A 24,940-nucleotide genomic window follows, 5' to 3' on the forward strand; every position below is an offset into this window, starting at 1 on the left:
GTGACACCCATCGTGCCCGCCTCGGTTTCATGCTGAGCGGGCACGATTTTCTTTCTTGCTGATGCCAGACACCCAGTCGCGCTTTCGCCGCCGGTTGATGCTGTACTACGGCCTGTTCACGCTCGGGCTGTTTGGTTTCGTCGGCATGATGGGCTTGCTGGAGCATTCCAATGCGGATGCGCTCTGGCTTGGCTACGTCTTCCTCTTCGTCACGATCGCGATTTATGCGTGCATCGGCCTGATCTGTCGTACCTCGGATCTCAACGAGTACTACGTGGCGGGACGGCGGGTACCGGCCATGTTCAATGGTATGGCGATTGCCGCGGACTGGATGAGCGCGGCATCCTTCATCGGACTGGCCGGCATCATCTTCGTCTCCGGCTACGAAGGGCTGGCCTATGTGATGGGCTGGACCGGCGGCTACTGCCTGGTGGCCTTCCTGCTGGCGCCATACCTGCGCAAGTACGGCGGCTATACGATCCCCGATTTCCTGGCAGCGCGGTATGGCAATGGCAAGCCGGGCGGCAACATGCCGGTGCGCGCGATCGCCGTGCTGGCCGCATCGCTATGCTCGTTCGTCTATCTGGTGGCGCAGATCCAGGGAGTCGGGCTGATCGTCACGCGCTTTATCGGCGTGGAATTTGCCGTTGGCGTGTTCTTCGGTCTGGCCGGCATTCTCGTCTGTTCGTTCCTGGGTGGAATGCGCGCCGTGACGTGGACGCAGGTGGCGCAGTACATCATGCTCATCGTCGCGTTTCTACTGACGGTGTCGCTGATCGCGTGGAAGCACCATCACGAAGTGCTGCCGCAGGTTAGCTATGGCAAGTTGCTGAGGCAGATCGACCAGACGGAAAAAGCGATCGAGCGCGATCCGGCCGAAATCCAGGTGCGCGAGATCTTCCAGCAGCAGGCCATAGCGCTGCAGGACCGCATCGCGCGACTGCCGGAATCGTTCCTGGAGGAACGCAATGCGCTCGACGCCAGATTGCTCGAGTTGCGGGCGCGCAATGCGCCGCTGCGCGAGATCAAGAGCGTGGAGCGCGAGCGCCTGGCATTCCCGGTCGATGCCGCGGACGCGCTGCAACAGTGGACCCAGATGCGCGAGGATGCGCTCGCGCGCAGCCGGGTTTCAACGCCCTCGACTGAGCCGTACCCTGCGGCGTCGGAGCAGGAGCGCAAGACGCAACGGCTCAACTTCGTGCTGCTGGTGTTCTGCCTGATGCTCGGGACGGCCAGCCTGCCGCACATCCTGACGCGCCTCTACACGACGCCATCGGTACGCGAATCCCGCAACTCGGTGGCCTGGGCGGTGTTCTGCATCGCGCTGTTGTACGTGTCCGCGCCAACGCTCGCGGCGCTGGTCAAGGCCGAGTTCCTGCAGCATCTGGTAGGCACGCCATACGCCGAGTTGCCGCAGTGGGTGGTGCAATGGCGGAAGGTCGACCCTCCCGTGTTCGGCATCCGGGATATGAACGGCGATGGCATCGTCCAATGGGCCGAGATCCTGATCCAGCCGGACATGATCGTGCTGGCCGCCCCAGAAATCGCCGGGCTTCCCTACGTGATCTCAGGACTGGTCGCCGCCGGCGCGCTAGCGGCAGCGTTGTCCACGGCCGACGGCCTTCTGCTTACCATCGCCAACGCGCTGTCGCACGACGTCTACTACCACATGGTCGACCGCCAGGCGAGCCACCAGCGGCGCGTGACGACCGCGAAGGTCGTACTGCTAGGGGTGGCGCTGTTCGCGTCCTATGTCACATCGCTACGGCCCGGCAATATCCTGTTCCTGGTCGGCGCGGCGTTCTCGCTGGCAGCATCGAGCTTCTTCCCGGTACTGGTGCTGGCCATCTTCTGGCGCCGCACCACTGCAGCGGGCGCGGTAGCCGGCATGGCAACCGGCCTGGGTGTGGCGGTCTACTACATCTTCGTCAACTACCCGTTCTTCACCAAGATGACTGGCATCTTCGGCAACCGCTGGTTCGGCGTCGACCCGATCGCATCGGGCGCGTTCGGCGTGCCAGCCGGGTTTGCCGCGGCCATCCTGGTCAGTCTGGTGACGCCGAGGAATGCGCCGGTGATCGACAGGTTGGTGAATTACCTGCGGAAGGGGTAGCAGGGTATTGCCCGTTGTCCATTGCCCATTGGACAAAAAAACGCCCACACCGGAGAGGTAGTGGGCGCGCGGGAATAGATCAGTTGGGGTCACAACAGATCTTGCTGAGGCCGGGAGGCGCCCAACGGATCAAGTCTGCTCCCAAGTGCGTGGGGGTTCCATTTGATGTTTCCGAATCTGGTCTGGGACGCTTCCGCAATTGGCACTCCACGCGCGGCAGGAAAGTAGTCTTTCGCGCCACCGCCGTAGTCGCTTTGTCATCCAGGAGCCTTCGAAGCATTTGAATGCCGAAAGCAGGTCCGCGCAGTGGACAATGTTTCCGCTTTGTATTGGATTTGAGTCAGACAGTCCCACACAACCGCCTCAAATTCTTGCAGTGCGTTACGCATCGTCACCGCCGGTTAAATGCCGGCGAAAGCGGCGCCAATTCATCAATAAGCGCCAGTTTCTCGTTGCTATGGTGATGACGGGTTATTGCGTGCAGAACAAGCAATAGCCTGGTTGCAGAACCTGAGCATTGCTCAGGCTGCTCGATATCGTCCCAGACGATATATCCCCTCACCAGAAGCGAGTCATGACTACGACATCCAGTACGACTTCCGCCTCAAGCTCCGGCCTGATATCCAACCTCGGCGTTGGCTCCGGACTTGACCTGAGTTCCCTGCTCGACCAGCTCACTCAGGCCGAACAGGCACCGCTGACCGCGATCACCCAGGAGCAGCAGAGCTACCAGACCAAGCTCTCCGCATATGGGCAGATCCAGAGCATGCTGGCGGCCTTCCAGGGCTCGGCCAGCGAGCTTGCCAGTCAGTCCTTCTTCCAGGCAACGACTGCCAGTTCCAGCAACACCGCCGTGTTGAGCGCAACCGGTAGTAATACGGCGGCCACCGGCAACTATGCGGTCAACGTCACGCAACTCGCGCAGGCGCAATCGCTCGTCTCGAAGGGACAGGCCAACCAGACCGCTGCCATCGGCACCGGCACCATCCATGTCGATTTCGGTTCGATCACCGGCGGCACGCTTGACAGCAATGCGTCCAGCGGCACCTACGGCACATACACCGGGGCCACGTTCACGGCCAACAGCGCCAGCACCGGCGTCGACATCACGATCGACAGCAGCCACAACACGCTGCAGGGCATCGCCAGCGCGATCAACAACGCCAATGCCGGCGTCACCGCAAGCATCATCAACGACGGCTCTGGTACACCCTACCGCCTTGTGATCAACTCGAACAATACGGGTGCCACCAACAGCGTGCGGCTTTCGGTCAATGAAACCGATGGCGGCACGGCGCTAGCGAACCTTGTTGGATACGATCCTGCCGGCACGCAGAACCTGCAGCAGACCGTTGCTGCCCAGAATTCCCAGCTCACTGTCAACAATATCGCCATCCAGAGCACCAGCAACACCGTGAGCGACGCGGTGGCCGGCGTGACCATGACATTGGCGCAGACAGGTACCAGCAACGTCTCGGTGCAACGCGACACCAGCTCGATCGTGACGGGCATACAGGGATTCGTCACCGCGTACAACAACCTGCAGAGCACCTCTGCCTCGCTGTCTGCGTATGACCCCTCCACACAGACGGCTTCACCGCTGACCGGTGATTCCACGCTGAGCATCATGCAGTCGCAGTTGCGCAGCCTGCTGAATACGCCCCAGGCGAACAACGCGTTCAGCACGCTCTCGCAGATCGGCATCTCGTTCCAGGACGACGGTACGCTGGCGCTCGACACCAGCAAGCTGACCACGGCGCTGAACAACAATGCCGGCGCGGTGGGCAACCTGTTCGGCAACGCCGATGGCGTAAGTGGCTATGGCAATCAGATCGGCACGTGGGTCAAGAACCTGACCAGTAGCACCGGTGCGGTGACCACGGCAACCGCAGGCATCAACAACACACTCAAGGATCTGAGCAATCAGTACGATCAGACGCAGACGCAGATCAACGCGGACATCGCCAACTACAAGGCGCAGTTCACGCAGCTCGACGTGATCATGTCGCAGATGCAGAGCACCAGTGCCTACCTGACGCAGCAGTTCTCGTCCAGCAGTAGCAAGGGATAACGTCGGACGAGCGATGGCACTGCCGTCTGGCAACGGTGGTGCCTGCCGTGACCCTGTGTCCGACGCACAGGGTCACGGTCAGGGGACAGGGCAGAAGGGCTGATCGTTTTGGTGGGGAAACTGCCGGGCAGCCACACTCAACGCGAGTACGCGCTCTGGTCACACCGCACGGGTGTCAAGGAGTCCGGTCGCATTGACGCCCCGCGCCGCCGGCCTGTCGCATGGGACCGTTGCCTGCCTTTCTATACGTGGTTGGTAGCAACGTCATCCAGGGTGTCGTTTGCGCGGCACACGACACCCTGCCGCGCGCCTCTCGGCCGGTCATGGCGAGGACCCGGAAGGACCACGCACGACCGGCGCAGATCAGGCCAGCGTATTGATGATCGAGCCAGCCGGCACTGCGGCGGCGCTCGCTTCGACTGCCAGCGAATTGCTCGCGTCCGTCGAGGACGTGCTCGCGATGGCCTGTGCGGGGGCCGCGCCACCATGATGGTGATGACCGCCGCCATGATGGGCCTGCTTGAGCTTGGCCAGCGCCTGCTGGGCACCACTCAGATCATTGTTTTGCAAGGCCTGACCGAGTGCGTCCAGCGGCGAGCTGTTTGACGTGCTGGAGGTACCCGACGTGCCTGACACCGAAGCGGTCGTGCTGGTATCCACGCCGGTTTGCTGCAGCGCCGAGTAGGCCTGCTGGGCGCCGCTCAGATCGTTGTTCTGCAGGTCCTGCGCGATCTGCTGGAAGTCGGCGCGCCGTTGCGCGGCATTGTTCTGGCTGGTGGCGGCCGGCAGGTAACCGGTGCTTGAAGACAGGCTGCTGATCGAAGACATGTGCTGTTTCCTTGAATGCGTTGTTTAGGTGAGCTACCGCCGTGAAGTACCGGGGAGCGGTTGCACGTTAGCAAGGGCATTCAGGCCGCCAGAGGCAGAACTGACAGGACTTCACTTGGCATTTAACCGTTTGTGATGACCGGATACAGGCTTGTACGAAAGCACCAGTACTTGTGCATCCGGACTCGACACGACAGTACAGAGTGGATACATGAAAGCGGCACGGGCGAGGGGTGCGTCAGGTGCGGTGTATGCGTGACGGGGTGCCGGAAGGAGATTCCCGCAGCGGGGATCGGCTGATCGACAGGTCAAAAAAACCCCGGCAGATCCTGGGATCTGCCGGGGTTTCTCGAAATCTGTGGCGGAGAGAGGGGGATTCGAACCCCCGATGGGCTATTAACCCATACACGCTTTCCAGGCGTGCGACTTAAACCACTCATCCATCTCTCCGGGAAGTCCGCGATTATAGCAGAGCCGCTCCGGCTGTCCAGCGTCGCGCATGTGCAACGTCTTACTCGCTGGCTCGCCCTCCTTTTCCGAACCTCAGGGACTTTGGCAGCAGGCACAGCATGATCGCCAGGAAGAAGAGCGTCGATGGCACGCCTTTCCCTTGCCAGCCGGAGAGCGAGTGAAACCAGTAGACGAGGACGGCCAGGCCGACGAGGTAGCGGAATCTGACAACAAGGTTGCCTAGCGGGGGACAGATTCGGCCGATGAGCCAGACGCAGCCGTAGGCGGCAGCGTAGTAGCCCAGCATGATGAGGAGAGCGCCCATGAGGTGACGGATAACGGATGCGGCACAAGACCCCTCATCTATCGGGCTGTGCCGGCGATTGCTTCACCCCTCGGACGAGTGGGCACTGGCTGGACGATGCCAGTCACTCCCGCGCCTGCGTTACCCGATTCCGCCCGCCTCGCTTGGCTTCATACAACGCCTCGTCCGCGCGGCCGTAAGCGTGCTCGAACGGGCGGCCCTGCGGTGACCAGCTCACGCCGAAGCTGGCGGTGACCTCGCGGTTGACGGGGGCAGGGAAGCGATGTCCGGCGATGGCCAGACGCATCTGGTCGGCCAACGTGGCGGCGGCGTCGATCGTGAAGTCGGGCAGCAGCGCTGCGAACTCTTCGCCGCCCATGCGTCCGATCACGCCTTCCATGCGGACCGTGTCCTTCAGGCAGGCCGTGACGCCGCAGATCACCGCATCGCCCACGGGGTGGCCGAAGTCATCGTTCAGGCGCTTGAAGTGGTCGATGTCGATCACGATCAGCGCCAGGCTGCCGCGCGCCAGCGCCGCTGTGGCGCGGTCGATGACGGCGCCGCGGTTGAGCGCGCCGGTCAGTGTGTCGTGCGTGGCGCGGTATTCGAGTTCCTGGGCCAGTTCCTGCAACCGGTGGTTGAGCCGGTTCATTTCCAGCTCTTCGCGGTCGCTGCGCCGGATCAGGCGGCGCGTCTCGCGCATCAGCCGCTCGTAGTAGCTGATGAGCTGGCCAAGGGTGTGACGATAGGCTTCCTCGCCCGCGTCGACATCGCAGAACACGGACCTGGCGTGGGCCAGAACGCTGTTCTCCGATTCGAACAGATCGGGCTCGGGCATGGTGGCGACGGTAGCGAGAGGGGGATTCAACTGCTGGTCGTCACTTCGTCGATGAAGTCGATGGCGGGGAAATCGGCGTGCAGTTCCTGGCCGAACTCGAGGATGGTGTCATCGTCCTCGTCGTGGAACCAGTGCAGGCGGATCGCGTTGCCACGCTCGGCGGCCTCGTTCAGCGCGTCGAACATGCTGAACAGCATCTTGGTGCTGGAGCTGTTGAAGTACGTCAGCGCGACGTTGACCGTGACGGACGCGCCATCGCAATCGGACAGGTACTTGCGCAGGCGCGTGACGGCTTCGCCGTAGAACACGGCGGCATTTTCGGGGTAGGACTCACCCTTGAGCGAAAGAACGTGCCGCGTGAAGTCGAAGCTCACTTCGGGCGAGCTTGGCGTGGCGGCGATGAACAGGTTTTCCATGGCGGGCTCTTTCCGATGGGCTCAGATGGTGGCGACGAGCTGGAACATCGTCGAGACCGGATCGGAGTCGATCGGCTGAAAGTTGTACTCCAGAGGGGCGCTGGCATCGCGCGCCATTGTCAGGATGCCGAGACCGGCGCCTTTGCTGCCCTCCGGCACCTCGGCCCGCAGGGTTTCCTTGTAGGCGCGCTTGATCTCGTCGAGCGTCATGGTGCGCACGCGCTCCAGCGTGCCGCGCAGTTGCGCCACGCGCGCGGTGGACACCGGGTTCGAGCACATCAGGCGGTAGTGCTCGTCGACCATGCTGATGCAGACGGAACCGTGGCGCAGATGACCGTCGGCTTGCGATGGCGATGTCAGCGAATCGGACGAGTAGTGCACGATGTTCTGCGCCATCTCCACGAACGACGAGAAGAGCTTGCGGCGCGTGGCGCCGTCCACGCCGCTGACGGAAAGCTGCAGGCGCACCGCGTCGGACATCGCGGCGATGATGTTCTGCGAAAAATAGCCGACGTAGTAGAAGATCACGTTGCGTTCCCGAGCCATCGCGAAGAAGGGCTCATATTCATTGTCAATCGATTGTGCGGCGGTCATGTGTTGGCGGATGGGCGCGGCGCAGCCTGATGGCGTCACGGCGCGCGGAAACAGAAGAAAGTCAGGTCGTCGCGTCGGCGCTGCGTGCCTTGCCAGTCCCGGTGGGCATCCTGCACGGCCTGGCTGATCTGCGTCGCTGATGCGGCGCGATTGGCGCAGATCGCCTCGCGCATCCGGCGCTTGCCGAAGGCGATTTCCTTCGGGCCGCCGATCTGATCGATCAGGCCATCGGTGGTGACGAACACCAGCGTGCCGGACGTGGTCGGAACGGCGTTGTTCTGCCACGTGAATGCCATATCGGTATCGACGTAGCCGACACCCATGCGCGCGCCGTTGACCATCTCGCCTTCGGCGTCGGCGGGTTGCAGCACGAACAGCGATGACTTGGCGCCGGCGAAGGTCAGTTGGCGCGTGGCGTTGTCGAACCAGAAGAAGGCCGCGTCCATGCCGTCGTCGGATTCCGACGCGCTCGGTGATTCACGCGGCTCGCGGTCGTTCTGGCCGAGCATCTGCTTGATGCCGCGATTTACGGCCATCAGCAGCGCGCCGGGGTCACGCGGGCCGATCTGCTCGATGGCCTGCGTGAGTAGCGACGAGGCGATCAGCGTCATGAATGCGCCTGGCACGCCGTGGCCGGTGCAGTCGGCCAGCGCGGCGAACCAGCCGTCCTCGAAGGCGGCAAAGTGGTAGAAGTCGCCGCCGACCACGTCACGCGGTTCCCATACCAGTGCGGCGTCGGGCAGCGTGGCGCCCAGCATCTCGCGCGAGGCACGCAGCATCGCGCGCTGGATCGTGCTCGCATAGTCGATGCTGTGCATGATCTGGCGATTTCGCTCGGCTTGCATGTCCGCCACCACGCGCATCAGTTGCAGACCTTGCCCCAGGCCGATGTACTGGTCGTCGCGCGCGATGATGAAGCCGTCGGCCAGCGCCTTTTCACCGTATTCCACGGTTCGGAACGTCAGTGCGTCAATGCTCATGGCCGCGTCGACGATCAGCGGCTCCTTGTCCATGAACGCGATGCAGCTTTTGCGGTTGTAGAGCTCGCGATGATAGGGCTTGCTCATCTGCGACAGAAAGATCGACCGATTGATCAGGCCGATCGGCTTGCCTTGCTCGGTGACGGGCAGGCAGGCCAGGTCGCGATGGGCGGCAAAGACCTCCAGCACATCCTGGTTCGTCTGGTCGGTGGTGACAGACGGGGTCGGCATGGCCAGGTCTTCGGCGCATGGCTGTCGGAAGCGCGGACGGGCAGCGGAAGGGTCGACCAGTACGCCAGACATGACGGGAGGGACACTGTGTGGAAAGTGGCCCAGAGTCTAGGCAGGCGATATGACGAATCCGTGACACTTTGGCCCCGAAGGCCAATGTTGCTTCCCTACTGGCGGGGGATGGTGGGCGTAGCGCTTTGGGGAGGGGGGGCGACCGTCAGCCGCCACCGCTCGGGCCGACGGCAACCGACGGCTCCGCGTCGGCCAATGCCGAGCACCCCATCACCCGGGCCAGCAGAGGCCAGCGTTGCGCGGCGGCCACTGTTTCCACTTCAATTTGCTGGTCGAAGTACTGCTGCGCGTCGAAGCCGTCCACATGCTGGGCCAGCATGTCGATGTCGCTGTAGGCCGTGGCCGCCTTGCGGGACCCGATGGGTTTGCTCATTGCTGCTCCACCCAGACGCCGTCCGGTGTGTGAATCACATAGCCGTTGGTTCGTTTCATCGTCAGCGTCGCTTCGTTCTCGCCGACCATCTGGGTCTGCGGAAGATCCTCGACGTAGTGCGCCAGATCGGGCGCCCCCTGGCGGAACGGGCTGTCGGCCACGAGATTGAACACCAATTGTGACAATCCGAAGAAACTCGTCGGCGCGTCGATGGTTACCGGCTGCGGCGTTGCCGTGGTGGGCAGGCCGACCAGTTTGACGCCCACGGGCACGTGGATGATGTTGGGAGTGGGAATCTCGCGCAGCCCCGAGATCTGGTTCTTGTCGCCGCGTAGCGCCGCGCCATGCTCGGGCACGAAGATCACCACGGCCTTGCGGCCGGACTTGCTGATGGTGTCGATGATCCGGTCGACATCGTCGAGCAACGTCTTCAGGCGCAGCGGGTAGGACTCGATGCTGGTCAGGCGCTTGTCGGGCAGGCGATTGCCGTCGTGCAGCGTGACCGTGTTGTAGTAGAGCGCCACGGGGCCTTTGTCCTGCGCCAGGTGCTGCTTGTACCAGTGGTCAAAGGTATTGAAGTCGTCCAGGATCGGCGAGTCGTCGAAGGCGCGCATGGCCACCGGCACGCCGTCGGTCGATTCCATCTTCACGCCCTGAATGCCGATCTCGGTCTCCACGTAGTTGCGGAAGTTGTCGAAGCGGCCATCGTGGTTCATCAGGATGCGCGGCGTGAAGCCGGCCTGGGCCAGATCGGCGAACAGGTGGCATTCGGCGGGCGCGGGGTCGTACAGATCCTTGTGCGGCTGCTGGCCGCATGACGCGCGCAACAGGCGGATGGCGGCCGGACCGCTATAGCTGGCGGCGGAACTGAAGTTCTTGAACAGGTAGTCGAAGCGCGACAGCAGTGGGTGATTGAGGCTCTTGGCCGCGTCAAGGTCATCCCACGACAGCGAGCAGATGTGCAGCACGATGATGTCGAACTGCGCGTCAGGCGTTGCGGTGAGCGGCGAGAAGGTGGCGGTGCGCTGGGCTTCCTGCTGGCGGAACGCGGCCAGGATGGCGTCGTAGTTGTTGGTGGCGTTGATATCCGCGCGCGGCGATCCGTCGGATTGCGCTGTTGCTTGCTGAGCCTTCGCGCCCGGCAGCGTGATACCCGTGCCATACCAGATCGGCATGGCGATCAAGGCAAGCAGGACGAACGTAGTGGTGCGAATCCATCGGTTGATCAGCAGGTATACCAGGACCACCAGCACCACGGCCACCACCATCTGCACCGGCACGAAGCGCTGGAACAGTTCCACCAGGTATCCGGGTGTGAAGGTGCGGATGTTGGAGAATTCCGTGAGCAGACGCGCGAACGGCGGCAGCGTGGATTCCCGCCACGCCAGCGCCGCGCCGGCGCCGATGGCGATGACCTGCCGCAGCACCCGCAGAACGCGCGACTCGAGCGGTATCACCAGCAGCAGGGCGAAGACCAGGTTCAGCAGCCATATCGGTTGCATCTGCCCGGTATGGAACAGGTAGATCTTGGCGAGGAAGTAGAGGTTCCAGAGTCCCATGGGGTCTCGCTTAGGGGTTCGGGGCGGTCAGGGCAGCCGTGAGCGGCGTCGCGCGGTCACCAGCTCGACGGCATCGACGAAGGCGTCGTAGAGCCGCAGCAGACCCTGATAGCCCATTTCAACGACTTCCTTGAAGCTGCGCAGCGGGGCATCGACGCGCTCGTCGTCGAGCCAGTCGATCCATGCGTCGGCGCGGCCGAACGTGCACTGGATCAACTGCGCTTCGCGTTCGACGCTCAGATCGTCCATGCGCACCCCAAGGTGGCGATTGATATTGCGGGTGACCACGGCGGGGAAGTGATAGGTTCGCGATCCGCGCGACAGACATACGCCCACCGGCGCGCCCTCGACCAGTGGCACGTCGATTGGCAGCACCATGCCCAGGCCACCCATCGAATAGTTCTCGGTCTTGCACGCGATCGTGCGGCCATCGGGCAGCAGCAGAGTGGCCGGCACGCGCATCGGGATACGGTGCGACACGCGTACCTGCCGCGCCTCGCGGGCCACGCCAACGGCAGCGCCGAGCATGATGAGGTTGAACGTGGCCCATCCCATGTTCATCAGCACGGTGGCCGGCTCTTCGGTGCCCCAGAACAGCAGGCGGAGCACGCCGAATACAAGGCCGGCCACGTTCAGCGCCAGCAGTACCAGATAGGGCTTGGAGATAGTCCAGTCCAGATAGTCGTCGGCAATCTGCCCGCCCTTGGCTGTTACGTTGAACTTGCCGGCGCGCGGATTGATGAAGGCCACCGTGGTGGGCAGCACGATGTACCACGCCAGCACGGACTCGTAGACTTCCGCCCAGAACGAATGTCGGTAGCGACCCTGAAGTCGCGAGTTGGTGACGTTGGCGATCAGCAGGTATGGCAACACGTAGGCCATGATCATCAGCGCCGACGTATTGATCACGTGCAGCCCGAAGTACAGATACGCGATCGGCATGGTCAGGAAGATCAGCCGTGGAATGCCGTAGAAGAAGTGCAGCATCGCATTGCTGTAGCACAGGCGCTGGAACAACGTCAGGCCCTTGCCAAGCAGCGGATTGTCCAGACGGAAGATCTGCGCCATGCCGCGTGCCCACCGGATGCGCTGGCCGATATGGCTGGACAGGCTTTCGGTGGCCAGCCCGGCGGCCTGCACGGTACGCAGGTATGCGCTGTTGTAGCCGCGGCGGTGCAGTTTCAGTGCAGTGTGCGAGTCCTCGGTGACGGTCTCTACCGCGATGCCACCGATCTCGAGCAGCGGCGCGCGCTTGATTACCGCGCAGGAGCCGCAGAAGAACGTGGCGTTCCAGAGGTCATTGCCGTCCTGGATCAGGCCGTAGAAAAGGCTGCCTTCGTTCGGCACGCGGCGGAAGGTGTCGAAATTGCGTTCGAACGGATCGGGCGAGAAGAAGTGGTGGGGCGTCTGCACCAGCGCGCACTTCGGATCGTCCAGGAACTCGCCCATGGTCATCTGCAGGAACGAGCGCGTGGGGATATGGTCGCAGTCGAAAATCGCGATGTAGTCCCCGCTGGTGCGCGGCAGCGCCTGATTGATATTGCCGGCCTTGGCATGGCGATTGTTGTCGCGCGTGATGTAGCCCACGCCCGCCGCTTCGGCGAACTCGCGCATCGCCGGCCGGCGGCCGTCGTCGAGGATATAGACGCGCAGCTTGTCGGCGGGCCAGTCCATGCTGCGCGCCGCGTACACCGTCGGCTGGACCACGGCGAGTGATTCGTTGTACGTCGGGATAAAGACATCGACGGTCGGCCATAGAGACGAGTCAGCCGGCAGCGACTTTGGCTTGCGGTGCAGCGGCCAGGCGGTCTGCAGGTAGCTCAGCGCGAGCACCAGCCACGTGTAGCACTCGGCTGCGTAGAGCAGGTAACCGATCACGGCCTCGGTCGTGGTGGCGAACTGCAGCGTTTGTGTGGAGCGCCACCAGATATAGCGCACGGCCATCAGCATGGAGACGGCGATCATCGTGATCGTGGCCAGCCGCCCAGGAATGCGCCGCACGACGATCAGTATGGCCCAGACCACGGCGAACATCAGCATCTGGCTCGCGAACGTCAGCGGCGTGGTGCCGATGACGACGGTGGCGATGGCTGCGATGATCATGGAGATCGGCAGGACAAATGGAATACGCCCGACCTGCGCGGCAAGGGACTCGAGCGAATAGGCCACTCGATTCCAGTCCGGTCGAGGCAGGATCGACAAGAATTGGTGGTGCAGTCGCGATGTCGTATTCCAGACGGGCTCGAGTACCCGATCGAGCCAGCGGCGCAGCCAGTTGTCGCGCTCCGGCTCGGCCATCGAACGCTGCTTGCGCGGATCGGCAGCCAGTCGATGTCGAGGTTTTGGGGGGCGGATGAACAGGCGCCACAGCCACGCGCCCGTGCTTTGGCGCTTGCCGATGCCGAGCCGGGTCATGGCGCGTTTGTGAACCTGCGCGGCCCATTCCGCCGGGATGTCGCGCTTGCCCGGCCGAGGCGGGCGAAAGAACAGGCGGAGCAGCCAGTTGCCGGCATTCGCGGTGCGCGCCACGCCGAGCGCCCGCGCCACGCGGTCGCGGGCGCCTGAGAACAGTTCGCCTGGCGAGAAGCCGCGCGCGCTCATTGCCGGGACTCCTGTGTGGCGGCTTCGAGCCATGCCGACAACCACGACGCCAGGCCATTCATGTCATGCGCGGCCTGCGAGTGTGGCGTGCTGCGGCAGAAACTCTCGCTGCGGGCCAGCGCCTCTGCCACGCTGCTGTCGTCATGGACGTGATAGGGCAGCATGGCCTGCCCGAGCATGGCCTGCAACAGCGCGACGATATCGACATGAAGTTGCCGCGCAGGCTGTAGGCGCGTAGCCACATAGCGGGCGGTTTTGCCTTGCGCGGTCAGCGCGTCGGCCAATCGGCGCAGCGTCAGGCAGGTCTCCGGTTGCGCCGGGGCCAGCACGAGCACGAGATCGGCCGCTGCGATGGCCTGATCCGCGAGTGGGGATGGCCAACGTGCGCAGTCGATCAACGTTACACCACGCGGTGGCAGATCCACCTGCGCCAGCAGCCGGCCGAGCCAGTCCGGCGCGGCGTTCGCCAGCGCGGCAGGGGCGCCGCCGCTGCCCCATGGCACGAACAGCACGTCATCGTCGCTGCGTTGTCCGGCGCGTGCCCACGCGCCAGGGGTCGGTGCGTCGAGATAGGCACCGAGGCCATCCTCGGGAATCTCTCTCATCCCGAAGTGAAAGCCGAGCACGTTGGCGGGATCGCATTCCAGCGCCAGCGCCGGGTGCTTGCGCTGGGCCAGCAGCGAGGCCAGTTCCGCCGTCAGCGTGCTGCGGCCAGCCCCGCCCGTGGTGGAGACGATGGCCACGGTAATCATGACTGTTCTCCATCGCCGATACGGCGCTTGCCACGTATCACCAGGGCGTCGAGTTGCGGTGGTAGTCGCACGCTGCGACGGGGCCGTGGCGCGGTCCAGCGCGGCAGCCAGCGCAACAGATCAAAGCGCCACGTCAGCCACGCAAGCGGCGCCGCCAGAATCAGTCCCCAGACGAAGTAGCCGAGAAAGATGGGCATGGGTCAGCGTAGTGGTTTGAGCGGCACGGGGTGGTGGCGCGGCAGGGCGCGTGGGCCACCGCCGCCTTGTGCCCGGCGAGGCGCGATCAACGGCAAGGTCTGCGCCGGGGCCGGTGTCGTTGGGGATGCCTCCGTTGGTGCATCCGACGGTTCCGTGTGGCTCGATGGTTCCTGGGCCAGCCAGCGCGTGTAGTCGGGAGGCGGATAGGCCTGAATATCGGCCTCCAGTTCGCTCAGCGTCGCGGCGATCGATTCGTTGTCGCCGCTGCGCAGATCGCCCTGGAACATATCGCCCATCGGACGCTGGAACACGCGCGCGCATACCGCGTCGACATCGTCCAGCCGGCAGGCGAAGAAAAACGCGTACACGCTATCACTGCCCGCGGTGCAGAGGTCGCCGGCGCGGTTCATATGGCAGGCGCGCAGCGCGTCGATATGCGCCACTTCGGGCAGTAGCGGCAGTTGCAGCAGTACGTGTGGCAGCCGGATCAAGCGGCTGCGGTCCATCGCATCGCGCACCAGAGAAAGGAACGTGTCGGGCGTCACGTAGCCGGTGGCCGAGGTCGTCAGCACGGCCGATAGGGCGCTGTGATAGTCAGCGAGGATCGGCCGCGAGAAGACCTGACCTTGCAACGCGTCGATCATCGCCTGCATTCGCGCGAACGGCGTGCGTTGCGCCACCACGGCATTGGCACCGAGGTTGAGCATCAGCAGCTCATAGTGCTGGCGCATGGCCTCGCGGTCTTCGCGGATCACGATCTTGAGCGCGCGGCCCGCGCTACGCCGCAGGCGGTGCACCTGGCTGGCCAGCAGTTCCAGGTCGCGGCTGCCCGAATAGCGCAGGATCACGGTCGCGGCCACGGACTGGCTGGCCGTGGCGACGGCGGCTTCGTTGCTGTCAACGATGCGCCAGTTCTCGGGAATGAAGCGCTCGCGCAGCACCGCATCGCGGCTGACGATCACGCGGTCTTCGTCGGGCGCCAGCATTCCCGCTTCCTCAATCTGGTCGCTGTAGGTGTCGGACGCCACCATCAGCCGTTGCTCGTGCGGCGCGAAGCGCAGCCGCAAAACTTCGCCAGCGACCACCGACTGCTTGTCGCGCCAGAACGCGACTTCCCAGGTGTACTGCCCCTGCTGCTGGGAAAGTTGCGCCGCACCGGCAAAACGGCCGTGGAAGGCCTGCAAGTCGGGCGGCGATTGTCCCGGCGCCAGCGGAGGCGGCGCGACCACGAGCAGCACGCCACAGCGTTCTTTCGCGCACCAATCGTGCAGGCGAACGCCTTGGCTCGCCAGGGCGACCGCATCCTGCCAGCTGAAAAATGCTTCGGCGCCTTCGATCAGGAGCATCGTGCCCCGCGCGCCGCATTGGTCGACGAGTGCCTGAAGCGCGTCGATCAAGGCATCGATGCCGTCGCGGCCGGGTTGGGCACGCAAGGCACAGAGATTGGCACGCGAATGCAGCGCGCGATTGACGTCGATATCGAGACCATGCTCGCGGAGCGCCTTGGCGATTTCGCCGGCATCACGCGCCGAGAGCACACTGGCGGGTCCGCGCAGCGCGCCGGCGGCGGTTTGCCAGAAGAAAGCATCGCGTGCGGGCGAGGGCTGCGCGTACACCACGTGTGCGCGGCCGCTGGCCAGCGTGCCGAGCGCCGGCGCCAGCCCTTCGATCGCGAGCAGCGTGCGCGCCTGCAGCCGCGCCAGCAGCGGCTTGCGGGAGGGGCGGGGGGCAGAGTGTTCGACGTCGTTCATGACAGAACCCGATAGCTCAGTATGTCGCTCAGTAAGTCGCTCAGTAAGTCGAATAGGGCCGCACTGGCGCGGGCGGGTACGGCACCGGGTCTTTCCGCTTGTCGAACAGATACCGGAGCCAGGCCATGGCACGGTTCGGCGCGTAGTCGCGTGACCGGTCGATCGAGAATGCCGCGCCAACCACCCAGTGCGGCGCGAGCGTGTATTCGATCGTCGCGCCCAACGTGTAGCTGAAGCCACCGCCCGAACCGCCCTTGTAGATGGCGTTGCCGCTCATCGCCTGCAGGTCGGGGCGGGTCGGGAAGTACGGCGCATCGTCCTCGTAGGTGAATGACCACCCTGCCGAGCCAAGGAAGCGCCACGACCACTTGTGATACCGCCCGGTCCAGTCCAGAGGGATGCCGAACGACACATAGCGTTGGGGGCTGTAGTAGCCGCCATGTCCAAACGTATAGAACCGCTGGTTGTCGGAGTAATGCCAGTAGTTGAGCACCAGACCGCTGGAGACCCTCTGGTCCCGCGCCATGTAGACGGGCACGTCGAAGCCGGTGCGCACGGTGATTTCGCGATTGGTCTTCACGTTGTCACCAGTGTAGAGGCCGGCGCCGACGTCGGCAAACAGGCCAATGCGTCCGACATCGCGCGCGTACCGCAAGTGGACGCCGTTGCGCACGATGCCGCCCCAGTGCTCCCCGGTGACCGGATCAACGGCCCCCGCGTACGAGATCAGCGAACTTGTCACGGCCCGCCGCGAGATGTCCGCGCTGAACGACGAAACGCCGAGGTCGGCGCGATAGCGGAAGCCGCCAACCACGTTCTGCTCGGTGAAGCCAAGCGGCGTGGTGCCGATATCGGCGCGCCAGCTGTTGTATGCGCCATCGTATTCGTAGCCGGCGGCCAGGGCCACACCCTTGTCGGTCTGGCCGATCGGCCCGAGCCCGGCGTTGCCGAGCGCTGGGATCTTGCCGAAGGGCAGGTCGCTGACCGATCGGCTGGCCTGCAGCGTACCCGCATCGAGCAGCACGGTATCTGCATGGAAAAAGTAGTGGCCTGTATAGCCATTCGGAATCCGCACATAGAGCGGAATCTCGGTGGCGTTCAGCTTGGAGATGCCGTCGTCGCCGGATTTGTTCGACTGCAACACGGCCGTTGCCACTTCGCCCTGGCGACGTGCCTCCAGGCCCGCCAGCGCGCGCTGCGCGGGCGTGCCCTCGGGGCCCGGCAGCACGCTTTCGCGTTGCTCGAGCCCGAGCGCGGTGCGATAGATTTCAGCCGCATCGTTGTAATCACCGCGCGACTGGGCGATGCGGCCACGCTGCACGGTGATGTCGGCGCGGTTCGGGAAGCGGGCGTCGAGCGCATCGACGACGGCATCCGCTTCGTCCTCGCGCCGCAGCGCAGTGAAGCGCCGCGCCACCGAGAGGCGTGTGTCGATATCGTCGTCGGGCGCTTCGGCCAGCACCGTGCGCACGATGTCGAGCGCCTCGTCGGTGCGGCCCATGCGTTCGTACTGCCGCGCCAGCGTCAGTTGCGCGCCGGCGTCGTGCGGATCGGTGGCCAACACCTGACGCGCCGCATCGGCTGCGCCCTTGAAGTCGCCATGGGCCTCGCGCAGGTCCGCGAGCTCCAGCAGCCAGCGACGGTCGCGTTGCTGTGCTTCTGGCACGGCGTACAGGGTGTCGTGCGCGCCGTTGAAGTCGCCTTCGGCGATGCGCCGATCGGTCTCGCGGATGGCCAGTCGCAGTGACTGGTCGGCGAAGCTGGCACGTTGTTCGTCGGTGATGCCGGGCAGGGCGGTCGAATCGGCGATCCACTGGCGCAATGCCTCGTCGCGATCGGCCGCCGCCAGCAATTCGCCATAGCGCAGGCGGATGTCGAGATGCGGGTCCTCCGGGTGCGCGGCCAGCCAGTCGCTGACCAGATGCAAACCGGTCTCCGGCTCGCCGAGCGCGATCCATTCGCGTCCGATCGACGCCAGCATGTGCGGATCGTTCTGGGCCTCCTGCGCGGCCTGACGCAACAGGGCACGTGCCTCGTCGTCGTGTCCCTCGGCAACGCGCAGCCGGGCTTCGCGGAGCAAGCGCTGGGCGGCCAGGTTATGTCCGAGGTTCCTCATCCCTTCCGAGCGCTCGGCATCCGGCACGGCGGCCAGCACCGTAGTGGCCGCGTCGATGTCGTCCACGCTGTTCAGGTAGAGCGCCGTCGCATAGCGCATCTCGCTTGTCGGCGCAGCCTTGAGACCGTCGTCCATGACGGTGCGGCCTAGCGCGGGTAGTCCCAGATCGCGATAGAGGCGGGCCAGCGTGAAGCGTGTCCAGGCGTCGTCGGGCTGCAGCCGAACCGAAGCCTCCAGGTTGGCGATGGCGGGGCTGCGCTTCTGCTGCGCCAGCAGCCGTTCCGCCTGCACCGATAGCAGGTCGGCACGCATCGCGCGCATCTCGCGCTCGGAACCTTTCATGCGCGGCTCGATGCCGGCGATCAGCGGATCGATTTCGGCATCGCGATGTTCCTTCTGCAGGAGTTCGACCAGCGAGCGCAGCGCGCCCATGTCGGGTTTGGGGCGGGCCAGCATCTTGCGCAGCAGCGCCTCGGCTTCCGCATCCTTGTTCTGCGCGATCAGCGCGTCGGCCAGGATGCCTTCCGCACTGTCGTTGCCAGGCTGCTGCGCCAGTGCCTTGCGCGCCAGCGCTTCCGCTTCGGCCGGCTTGCCTTGCTTGTTCGCGTCGCGTGCCTTGGAGATCATGCCCCAGAACGTCGCCGTGGCCATCAGGCTGCGCCATTTGTTGCTCGGGTCGAGCTGCTGCGCACGTGCGAACAGTTCGCGTGCCTCGTCGTGCCGGCCTTCGCGCAGGCGCACGAGTCCGAGCCCGCCCACCACTTCGGCATCGTTCCGCCGCTTTTGATACGCCTTCTGCAGGGCGATGTCCGCCTCACTGAGCTGGCCACGCTCGAGCTGTGCCAGCCCGCGTTGCCGGGCCTGATAGGCGGGGTCGGCCTGCAGACGCTTCTGCTCCTCTACCTTCTTGCCGAGATCGGCGAGCGTCTGCCGCGCGGCGTCATCGTCGGGTACTTCCTTCAGGTAGCGCTCGAACCAGACGTAGTAGGCCGGGTCGTCATTCACGCGGTAGAGCGTGCGCCGCCAGATGTCGAGCGCGGTCTTGCGGTCGCCATCGGGGCGCTGCGTGATGCGGTAGAGGATGCCGATGCCTTCCTGGCGGGTGCCGGCGCGGTCGGTCAGCAGATCGCCCAGTGCGAGCTGCAGTGCCATGTCGTTGGGGTTCTGGCGCGTGCGGCTGCGGAGTTCGCTGATGGCCCGTGTGCGGCCATCCGGCGTGCCTGAGAGGATGCGGTAGTAGTCACGTGCCAGATCGCCGCTGGGCGCGCCGCGCGGGAACAGCAACAGCAGCCGCTTCACGGCTTCCTCGTCCTTGCCCGATCGCGACAGCAACCGGATGGTGGCCATCTCGCGCTTGTCGCGCGTGGCGATCCGATAGGCGTCATCGAGTTCGAGCGTCGCGGCGCTGCCCGGCGCGGTCTGGCGCAGCTTGGCCAGCAGCTTGCCGGCTTCGGCGGGGCGGTTCGAACGGATCTCGATCAGGCCCATCAGCTTTAGCGCCTCGGGCTGGTTCGGATCGATCAGCAGTGCCTTTTCCAGGATGCCGCGCGCCATATCGGTGCGGTTCTTTGCCTCCCACATTTTGGCAGCGGCAAGCAACTGCGCCATCTGCGCGGATGTGGCAGGCGGCGACACACCTGCCGCTGGGGCAGGATCGGCCGCGAAGGCCGGCAAGGCGGAACTGGCCAGCAACAGCGCCAGCGCGGGAGCTAGCGCGTGGCGGGGCATGTGGATTTCCAGGCCGGCACCAGGGTGCCGTCCGCTTCGAAGCGGAAATGTCCGTCAAGATGGCCCAGGCCGAACAGCGCCAGCACCTGGCTGTAGTAGCCGGCGGGCTTCTGCGCGGCCAGGTCGCGGGCGCGCTGCGCCTGCGCGCGCGCGTCATCGGTCTGTCCCAGGGCGGCAAGGTAGGGCGCGATGGCTGCCGAGAAGCCACCGTTGCCGCTGTTCGGCCCGAACGTGCCCGACTGGGTATCGACCCGCTCGGGCGGATACCCCTGCTTGCGGACGTAATCGGCCATCGGGCGGAACGCCTGGAGCACCGAAGTGCGCAGCGGATCGCGCGGCGCCATCATGCCGGCCCAGAGATAGACCCGGATCGCGTTGTATGAGCCGCCGGCCTGTGTCTGCGTGTCGGGCCGGAAGCCTCGCCCCTTGTGATACTCCACCCAGTCAGGCGAAAAGCCGCGCGGGGCCGTGTTCAGGATCAGCCGGGCCGAGGTGTCGACCAGCGTTTTCCAACTGCTGTCCTCGCCCGGCATGGCTGCCAGCCGCCGCATGACCTGCAATGGCACATAACTCGGGTTCAGGCGCCAGACATCGGGCGACGTGTGGAATCCAGTGGGCCCGGGCAGCAACGTGCGGCCGAGTCCGGGCAGCACCGCCGTTTCCTCGCGCAGGGCGCGGCGCGCCACCAGCGTTCCAAGCGCCGTGAAGCGGCGCTCGTTCCAGAGGCGGCCGGCTTCGAGCAGCGAGTAGGCAATCCACAGGTCCGCGTCCGATGCCGGATTGGCGTCGATGACACCCCAGGTGCCTGCGTGCTCGCCCTCGGTGCGCTTGCCCCAGATCCACGCGGGCAGATGGGCCGTCAGGTCGCCTTGCGCGAGGTTGTTCTCGGTCCAGGTCAGCAGCCTGTCGAAGGTAGCGCGGTCGTTGGCCACGAGCGCGAAGAACAGCGCATACGACTGGCCTTCGGAGACCGTCACCTGCTGGTCGGTGCTGTCGTCGATCACGCGGCCGTCCTGGCTGATCGTGCTGCGCCGGAAGGCATCCCAGTCGGGCCACGCGCAGGTGGCCGCGGCACTGGTCAACACCGTGCCGGCCAGCGTGCATACGACGGTAGCCCGCAACAGCCAGGCCATTGCCCGACGCATGTCAGCCTCCGTTGCGGCGTGCCGCCAGCCGGCTCAGCGCCCAGAACAGCGTCAGCGCCACGATCAGGCCGGCAATGATGCCCGCGATCGCCAGGAGCGCAGGATGCCCGGACAGGCGCATCCACAAGCGGCCATACCAGGGCAGGCTGCCGACGTAATACCGTTCGCCCAGGCGCAGGCCTTCCAGGTCCCGATGGTGGATCACGGTCAGGTCGCCGCGGATCTGCGCCACCCTGCCGGGGTCCTCGAGCACGTCGAGTACATCGCGCAGACGCTCGTCGGCCGTGGCCGTCAGCGCGACGATGCTGTGCTGCGCCTTGAACGGCGATTCGAAACCGATCAGCGCAGCCAACGGGCCATCGGCGGTCAGGATCGCGCGCCCGGCAGGCGAAACGTCGACGTCGTCGGTGCCGCTGAGCCAGTTCGACCATGCGTGCGAGCGTTGGTCGCGCAGCGTGATCTCGGTCTTGCCGCGCTCGATCATCAAGGGCAGCGACTTGCCCCAGCCGGTCAGGATCTGCGCCGCGCTGCCGGTACCGATGATGACGAGGTTCCGGTCCTTGACGGTGTCAATGGCCTTGGCAGCTGCCACGGCCACGCGTAGAGATGGCAGGCCGGTCCATTTGCCCATGTGGCCGAGCATGGTCAGTGCGGCTTCCTGGTCGATGGTGGTGGGTGCGTCGGGTACCACCACGGCGGTATCGGCCAGATCGGCCAGGCGCGTGAACGGATAGCCACTATTGGCGAAGAACGCCAGGTTGGGCAAGGCGGCGTAGTGCGCGAAGCCGCTGAAGTCGATCGACGAATCCGGGTCGACAGCCGCGCGCGCCACGTTGGTCGCCGTCGACGCGCACAGGCCGGTCTTCTGCGAGTCCATACTGAAGCGGAACTGCATCTGGTTGTTGCTGCCGACGCGGAACGCGGGGATCAGGATGTCGCTGCTGGCCGAGACGCTGCCGCCGGACAGCAGCGGCACGCTGACGAGGTTCTCGTCGCCCTGTGTGGTCAGCGGCTTGAGGCGATACGAGCGCACGAGCTGGTCGTTGATATCGACGCTGAGCACCGAATCGTTGTACGTCGAGGGCGCGGTGTAGCGGTACTTGATGCTGAGCGGCACGGAGCGGTCGTTCCAGCCGAACAGGTCGGCCGGCACGCGCAAATTAACGCGGATGGCATCCGGGCTGGCGCCGGCCACCTGGAGTTGCTGCGGATCGGTGACGAGTTCCTTGAACAGGACTGGGCGATCCACCGGGGCCCACGCTGGCGCGTCATAGGGCTGGCGCGGCTTGCCCAGGTCCACGGCCTGCACGCCGGTGCTGGCGCCAGCCATGGCGGCCTTGCCCAGTACCAGCGCATTGGCGGCCAGCTGCAATTCTTCCGGATTGCGCCCGGCCAGCACCAGCAGCTTGCGCGCGGGGTTTGCGGGGTTCGGCATGACGCGCACCGAGGCGCCTTCGATCTTGTCGATATGAAGGCCGTCCGGCATGGCGTTGGGCATGACCAGTGCGATCGCGTGCGCATCGCCGGGCGCGGTGCGCGACACCGGGAAGCGGAGCTCGCGATAGCTTGCCAGCGCGCCGAGCCAAGAAGCTACGACGCCAGCGGCGCGTAGCACGGCGGGATCAGTATTGGCCGGCAGCACGAACGGCACGGTGACGCGGTTGTTGTCGCGGCGGTCGAAGAACGGCGCGGGCAGCAACGCCAGGTTGTCTGGCAGCGTCACGCTGGCCTTGCTCAGCGTCAGCGTGGTGCTAGGACTGATGTCGGCCCACAGGCTTGAATGGAACGGGTCTTCGCAATGATCGAGCGTGTAATGCGCGATCATCTGCACGTTGATGCGGTTGAAGTCCGTGAAGTAGCGCGGGTCCAGATCCACTTCGCGCGTGACCTGTTGCCCGGCGTGTTCCTGATCCAGCGGAATCGTTGCCACCACCTCATCGTTGAGGCGAATCTTCAGGTGCGAGAGCGGGAAGACGAGCGCTGGCGAATAGGTGAAGACCAGCTTGAGCCGGGCCGCGGTGACCACTTCGTCGAGCCGGACCCCCACGTTCAGTGTGTGGTCCGGGTCCACGCCGCGCAGCGGAATCGGATAGTTGGCCCCCATCTGGGCGAGTGTCAGAACCTGGGCACGGGTGACGAGCGGAGAAGCCGCTGTCGCGCCCGGCGAGGGCGGGGGTGCTGCGGCGGGTGAAGAGGCCGCGACCTGGGCGGCCGACTGGCCGGGAATCGTCGAGATCAGGAAGGCCGTCGCCATGGCGGCAATCCGCGTGCAGCCACATCGCAGGCCTGACTCCAAATTCGTCATATAGGGCGCCCTGTAGGAGTGGCACGGCGAAGGCACGTGAACGCAATGCCGATGTCGCGCACTGAAGTTTCGCGTGACGAATATATCACGCTGTTTTTCGTCTGCTGCATGGCAATGCACGCTAGATCAATGAATTAAAAAATATTCAATACAGGCCGACTTTGTCGTTGAAATAGTTTTAGGCGCGCGTCTTTCCGAAGTCACATCGACGGAGGGGCGATGCCGCGACGACATGCCGAAATTGCATAAAGGCAGTCCGCGCCATGTGAAAGAATTCACTTCACGATCTTCCTTGCCCAAATACTGACCATGTCTGAAACAGTCGTTTTCCTGAATGGGGAACTGCTTCCCCTGTCCGAAGCCCGCGTGCCCGTGCTCGATCGCGGGTTCATCTTCGGTGACGGCATCTACGAGGTGATTCCGCTCTACAACGGCAAGCCGTTCCGTGGCGCTCAACATCTGGCGCGCCTGCAGCGCAGCCTTGCCTCCATCGGCATTCCCAACCCCTATTCGGAGACCGAATGGCTGGCGCTGATCGACCGTGTGGTCAAGGCCAATGGCCTGGGCGACCAGATGGTCTACATGCAGGTGACGCGCGGCGTGGCCAAGCGGGCCCACCCATTCCCGAAGGAAGTCACGCCGACCGTGCTGATCATGACCAACCCGATGGCCCTGCCGCCGGCGGCATCGGTGGAACAGGGTGTGGCCTGCGTGACGATGGAAGACCGCCGCTGGCTCAACTGCCAGATCAAGTCGACCTCGTTGCTCGGCAACGTGCTGGCCGCCCAGGTGGCCGCCGAGGCAGGCGTGACCGAGGCGATCCAGTTTCGCGATGGCAATTTGACCGAAGCGTCGTCGTCGAACGTCTGGTTGGTCAAGGATGGCCGCGTCTACGCGCCGCCCAAGGACAACCTGATCCTGGAAGGTATCCGCTATGGCCTGATGGAAGAGCTGTGCACGGCGATGGATATCCCGTTCGAGGCCCGCCGCATCACGCGCGACGAGGTGTTCGCCGCCGACGAAGTCCTGCTGTCGTCGGCCAGCAAGGAGCTGCTGCCGGTGGTGACGATCGACGGCAAGACCATCGGCGCGGGCAAGCCTGGCCCGGTGTTCCAGCGCCTGTTTGCGGCGTATCAGGCAGCCAAGTCCGCGCTATGACACGCGTCATGTCCCTGCGGTGGTCGCGTGCTAGGATGGCGCGCACGAACCACCGAAAGGAGGCTGCTCATGGCCAAGCGCGAGCGCAGCCGGCATGCCATCAAGGAAGAGGTGAGCCGGCGCATTCATCAGATCGATGAGGTTGCCGACGATGGCGCGCATATCCGGGTACCCGACCCCGAGCCGCACGAGCGCGACGCGTGGGGTCGTAACTGGGACATGGACTATTTCGGCAATGCGCGCGGATACGAGGCATCGATCCGCAGCGTGGTCGATGACGTACGCGACGAGTTCGATCTCGTCGACGATCCCGTAACAAGGGTGCCGAACCCGTTCGGCGACTGAGCGGGGGCGAAA

General features: G+C 64.8%; 19 protein-coding genes and 1 tRNA gene. 4 read left to right on the forward strand and 16 right to left on the reverse strand.

From position 1 onward, the window contains the following. Positions 1-61: 61 nt before the first annotated feature. Entirely contained in the window at positions 62-2,113 is a 2,052-nt protein-coding gene (locus B2246_RS00590) for a sodium:solute symporter family protein (RefSeq protein WP_035882256.1), read from the forward strand. A 574-nt stretch (positions 2,114-2,687) separates the two neighbouring features. Further along, positions 2,688-4,184 carry a flagellar filament capping protein FliD gene (fliD, locus tag B2246_RS00595; protein ID WP_008642407.1) on the forward strand — a complete coding sequence of 499 codons (1,497 nt, stop codon included), beginning with the start codon at positions 2,688-2,690 and terminating at the stop codon, positions 4,182-4,184. Between the two features lie 363 nt (positions 4,185-4,547). Here fliD and B2246_RS00600 read toward each other — a convergent pair whose 3' ends face one another. The 16 genes from B2246_RS00600 to bcsB all read right to left on the reverse strand — a co-directional run bounded on the left by B2246_RS00600 (position 4,548) and on the right by bcsB (position 23,374). After that, positions 4,548-5,012: a hypothetical protein gene (locus tag B2246_RS00600; RefSeq protein ID WP_008642409.1), complete on the reverse strand. Its 465-nt coding sequence runs from the start codon at positions 5,010-5,012 to the stop codon at positions 4,548-4,550. Positions 5,013-5,371: 359 nt separating this feature from the next. Then, positions 5,372-5,462, reverse strand: a tRNA-Ser gene (locus B2246_RS00605). A gap of 61 nt (positions 5,463-5,523) precedes the next feature. Beyond that, on the reverse strand, positions 5,524-5,787 hold the full coding sequence (locus tag B2246_RS00610) for a hypothetical protein (RefSeq protein WP_008642440.1): 264 nt from the start codon (positions 5,785-5,787) through the stop codon (positions 5,524-5,526). 103 nt (positions 5,788-5,890) lie between these two features. Beyond that, positions 5,891-6,604 (reverse strand): GGDEF domain-containing protein, encoded by a 714-nt coding sequence (locus B2246_RS00615; protein WP_008642441.1) that lies wholly within the window; start codon positions 6,602-6,604, stop codon positions 5,891-5,893. Between the two features lie 26 nt (positions 6,605-6,630). After that, positions 6,631-7,020 (reverse strand): DUF1987 domain-containing protein, encoded by a 390-nt coding sequence (locus B2246_RS00620; protein WP_008642444.1) that lies wholly within the window; start codon positions 7,018-7,020, stop codon positions 6,631-6,633. A gap of 21 nt (positions 7,021-7,041) precedes the next feature. Beyond that, positions 7,042-7,614: a SiaB family protein kinase gene (locus B2246_RS00625; RefSeq protein ID WP_008642446.1), complete on the reverse strand. Its 573-nt coding sequence runs from the start codon at positions 7,612-7,614 to the stop codon at positions 7,042-7,044. A 35-nt stretch (positions 7,615-7,649) separates the two neighbouring features. Further along, on the reverse strand, positions 7,650-8,825 hold the full coding sequence (locus tag B2246_RS00630; protein WP_008642448.1) for a SpoIIE family protein phosphatase: 1,176 nt from the start codon (positions 8,823-8,825) through the stop codon (positions 7,650-7,652). Between the two features lie 217 nt (positions 8,826-9,042). Next, positions 9,043-9,270 carry a BcsR/BcsP family cellulose biosynthesis protein gene (gene bcsR, locus B2246_RS00635; protein WP_008642451.1) on the reverse strand — a complete coding sequence of 76 codons (228 nt, stop codon included), beginning with the start codon at positions 9,268-9,270 and terminating at the stop codon, positions 9,043-9,045. Next, entirely contained in the window at positions 9,267-10,829 is a 1,563-nt protein-coding gene (bcsG, locus tag B2246_RS00640) for a cellulose biosynthesis protein BcsG (RefSeq protein ID WP_286881381.1), read from the reverse strand. Before bcsG ends, bcsR begins: the two co-directional genes overlap by 4 nt. Positions 10,830-10,856: 27 nt before the next feature. After that, positions 10,857-13,430 carry a UDP-forming cellulose synthase catalytic subunit gene (bcsA, locus tag B2246_RS00645; RefSeq protein WP_286881380.1) on the reverse strand — a complete coding sequence of 858 codons (2,574 nt, stop codon included), beginning with the start codon at positions 13,428-13,430 and terminating at the stop codon, positions 10,857-10,859. Next, positions 13,427-14,182: a cellulose biosynthesis protein BcsQ gene (bcsQ, locus tag B2246_RS00650; RefSeq protein WP_186424965.1), complete on the reverse strand. Its 756-nt coding sequence runs from the start codon at positions 14,180-14,182 to the stop codon at positions 13,427-13,429. Before bcsQ ends, bcsA begins: the two co-directional genes overlap by 4 nt. After that, on the reverse strand, positions 14,179-14,379 hold the full coding sequence (locus tag B2246_RS00655) for a hypothetical protein (RefSeq protein WP_008640766.1): 201 nt from the start codon (positions 14,377-14,379) through the stop codon (positions 14,179-14,181). Before B2246_RS00655 ends, bcsQ begins: the two co-directional genes overlap by 4 nt. Positions 14,380-14,382: 3 nt before the next feature. Next, positions 14,383-16,131, reverse strand: coding sequence for a cellulose biosynthesis protein BcsE (bcsE, locus tag B2246_RS00660; protein WP_286881379.1), 1,749 nt, complete (start codon positions 16,129-16,131; stop codon positions 14,383-14,385). Between the two features lie 40 nt (positions 16,132-16,171). Further along, on the reverse strand, positions 16,172-19,975 hold the full coding sequence (locus tag B2246_RS00665; protein ID WP_286881378.1) for a cellulose synthase subunit BcsC-related outer membrane protein: 3,804 nt from the start codon (positions 19,973-19,975) through the stop codon (positions 16,172-16,174). After that, positions 19,957-21,120, reverse strand: a complete 1,164-nt coding sequence (gene bcsZ / locus B2246_RS00670) for a cellulose synthase complex periplasmic endoglucanase BcsZ (RefSeq protein ID WP_035882265.1) — start codon at positions 21,118-21,120, stop codon at positions 19,957-19,959. The genes B2246_RS00665 and bcsZ overlap by 19 nt, the downstream gene beginning before the upstream one ends. Position 21,121: 1 nt before the next feature. Continuing rightward, entirely contained in the window at positions 21,122-23,374 is a 2,253-nt protein-coding gene (gene bcsB / locus B2246_RS00675; protein WP_286881377.1) for a cellulose biosynthesis cyclic di-GMP-binding regulatory protein BcsB, read from the reverse strand. Positions 23,375-23,734: 360 nt separating this feature from the next. Between bcsB and B2246_RS00680 the strand changes: the two genes are divergently transcribed. Next, positions 23,735-24,583 (forward strand): D-amino acid aminotransferase, encoded by an 849-nt coding sequence (locus B2246_RS00680; RefSeq protein ID WP_286881376.1) that lies wholly within the window; start codon positions 23,735-23,737, stop codon positions 24,581-24,583. A gap of 69 nt (positions 24,584-24,652) precedes the next feature. Then, entirely contained in the window at positions 24,653-24,928 is a 276-nt protein-coding gene (locus B2246_RS00685) for a hypothetical protein (protein WP_008651922.1), read from the forward strand. The last annotated feature ends 12 nt before the right edge of the window (positions 24,929-24,940 follow it).

It is taken from the genome of Cupriavidus sp. UBA2010 (genome assembly GCF_002335265.1).
Classification (GTDB): domain Bacteria; phylum Pseudomonadota; class Gammaproteobacteria; order Burkholderiales; family Burkholderiaceae; genus Cupriavidus; species Cupriavidus metallidurans.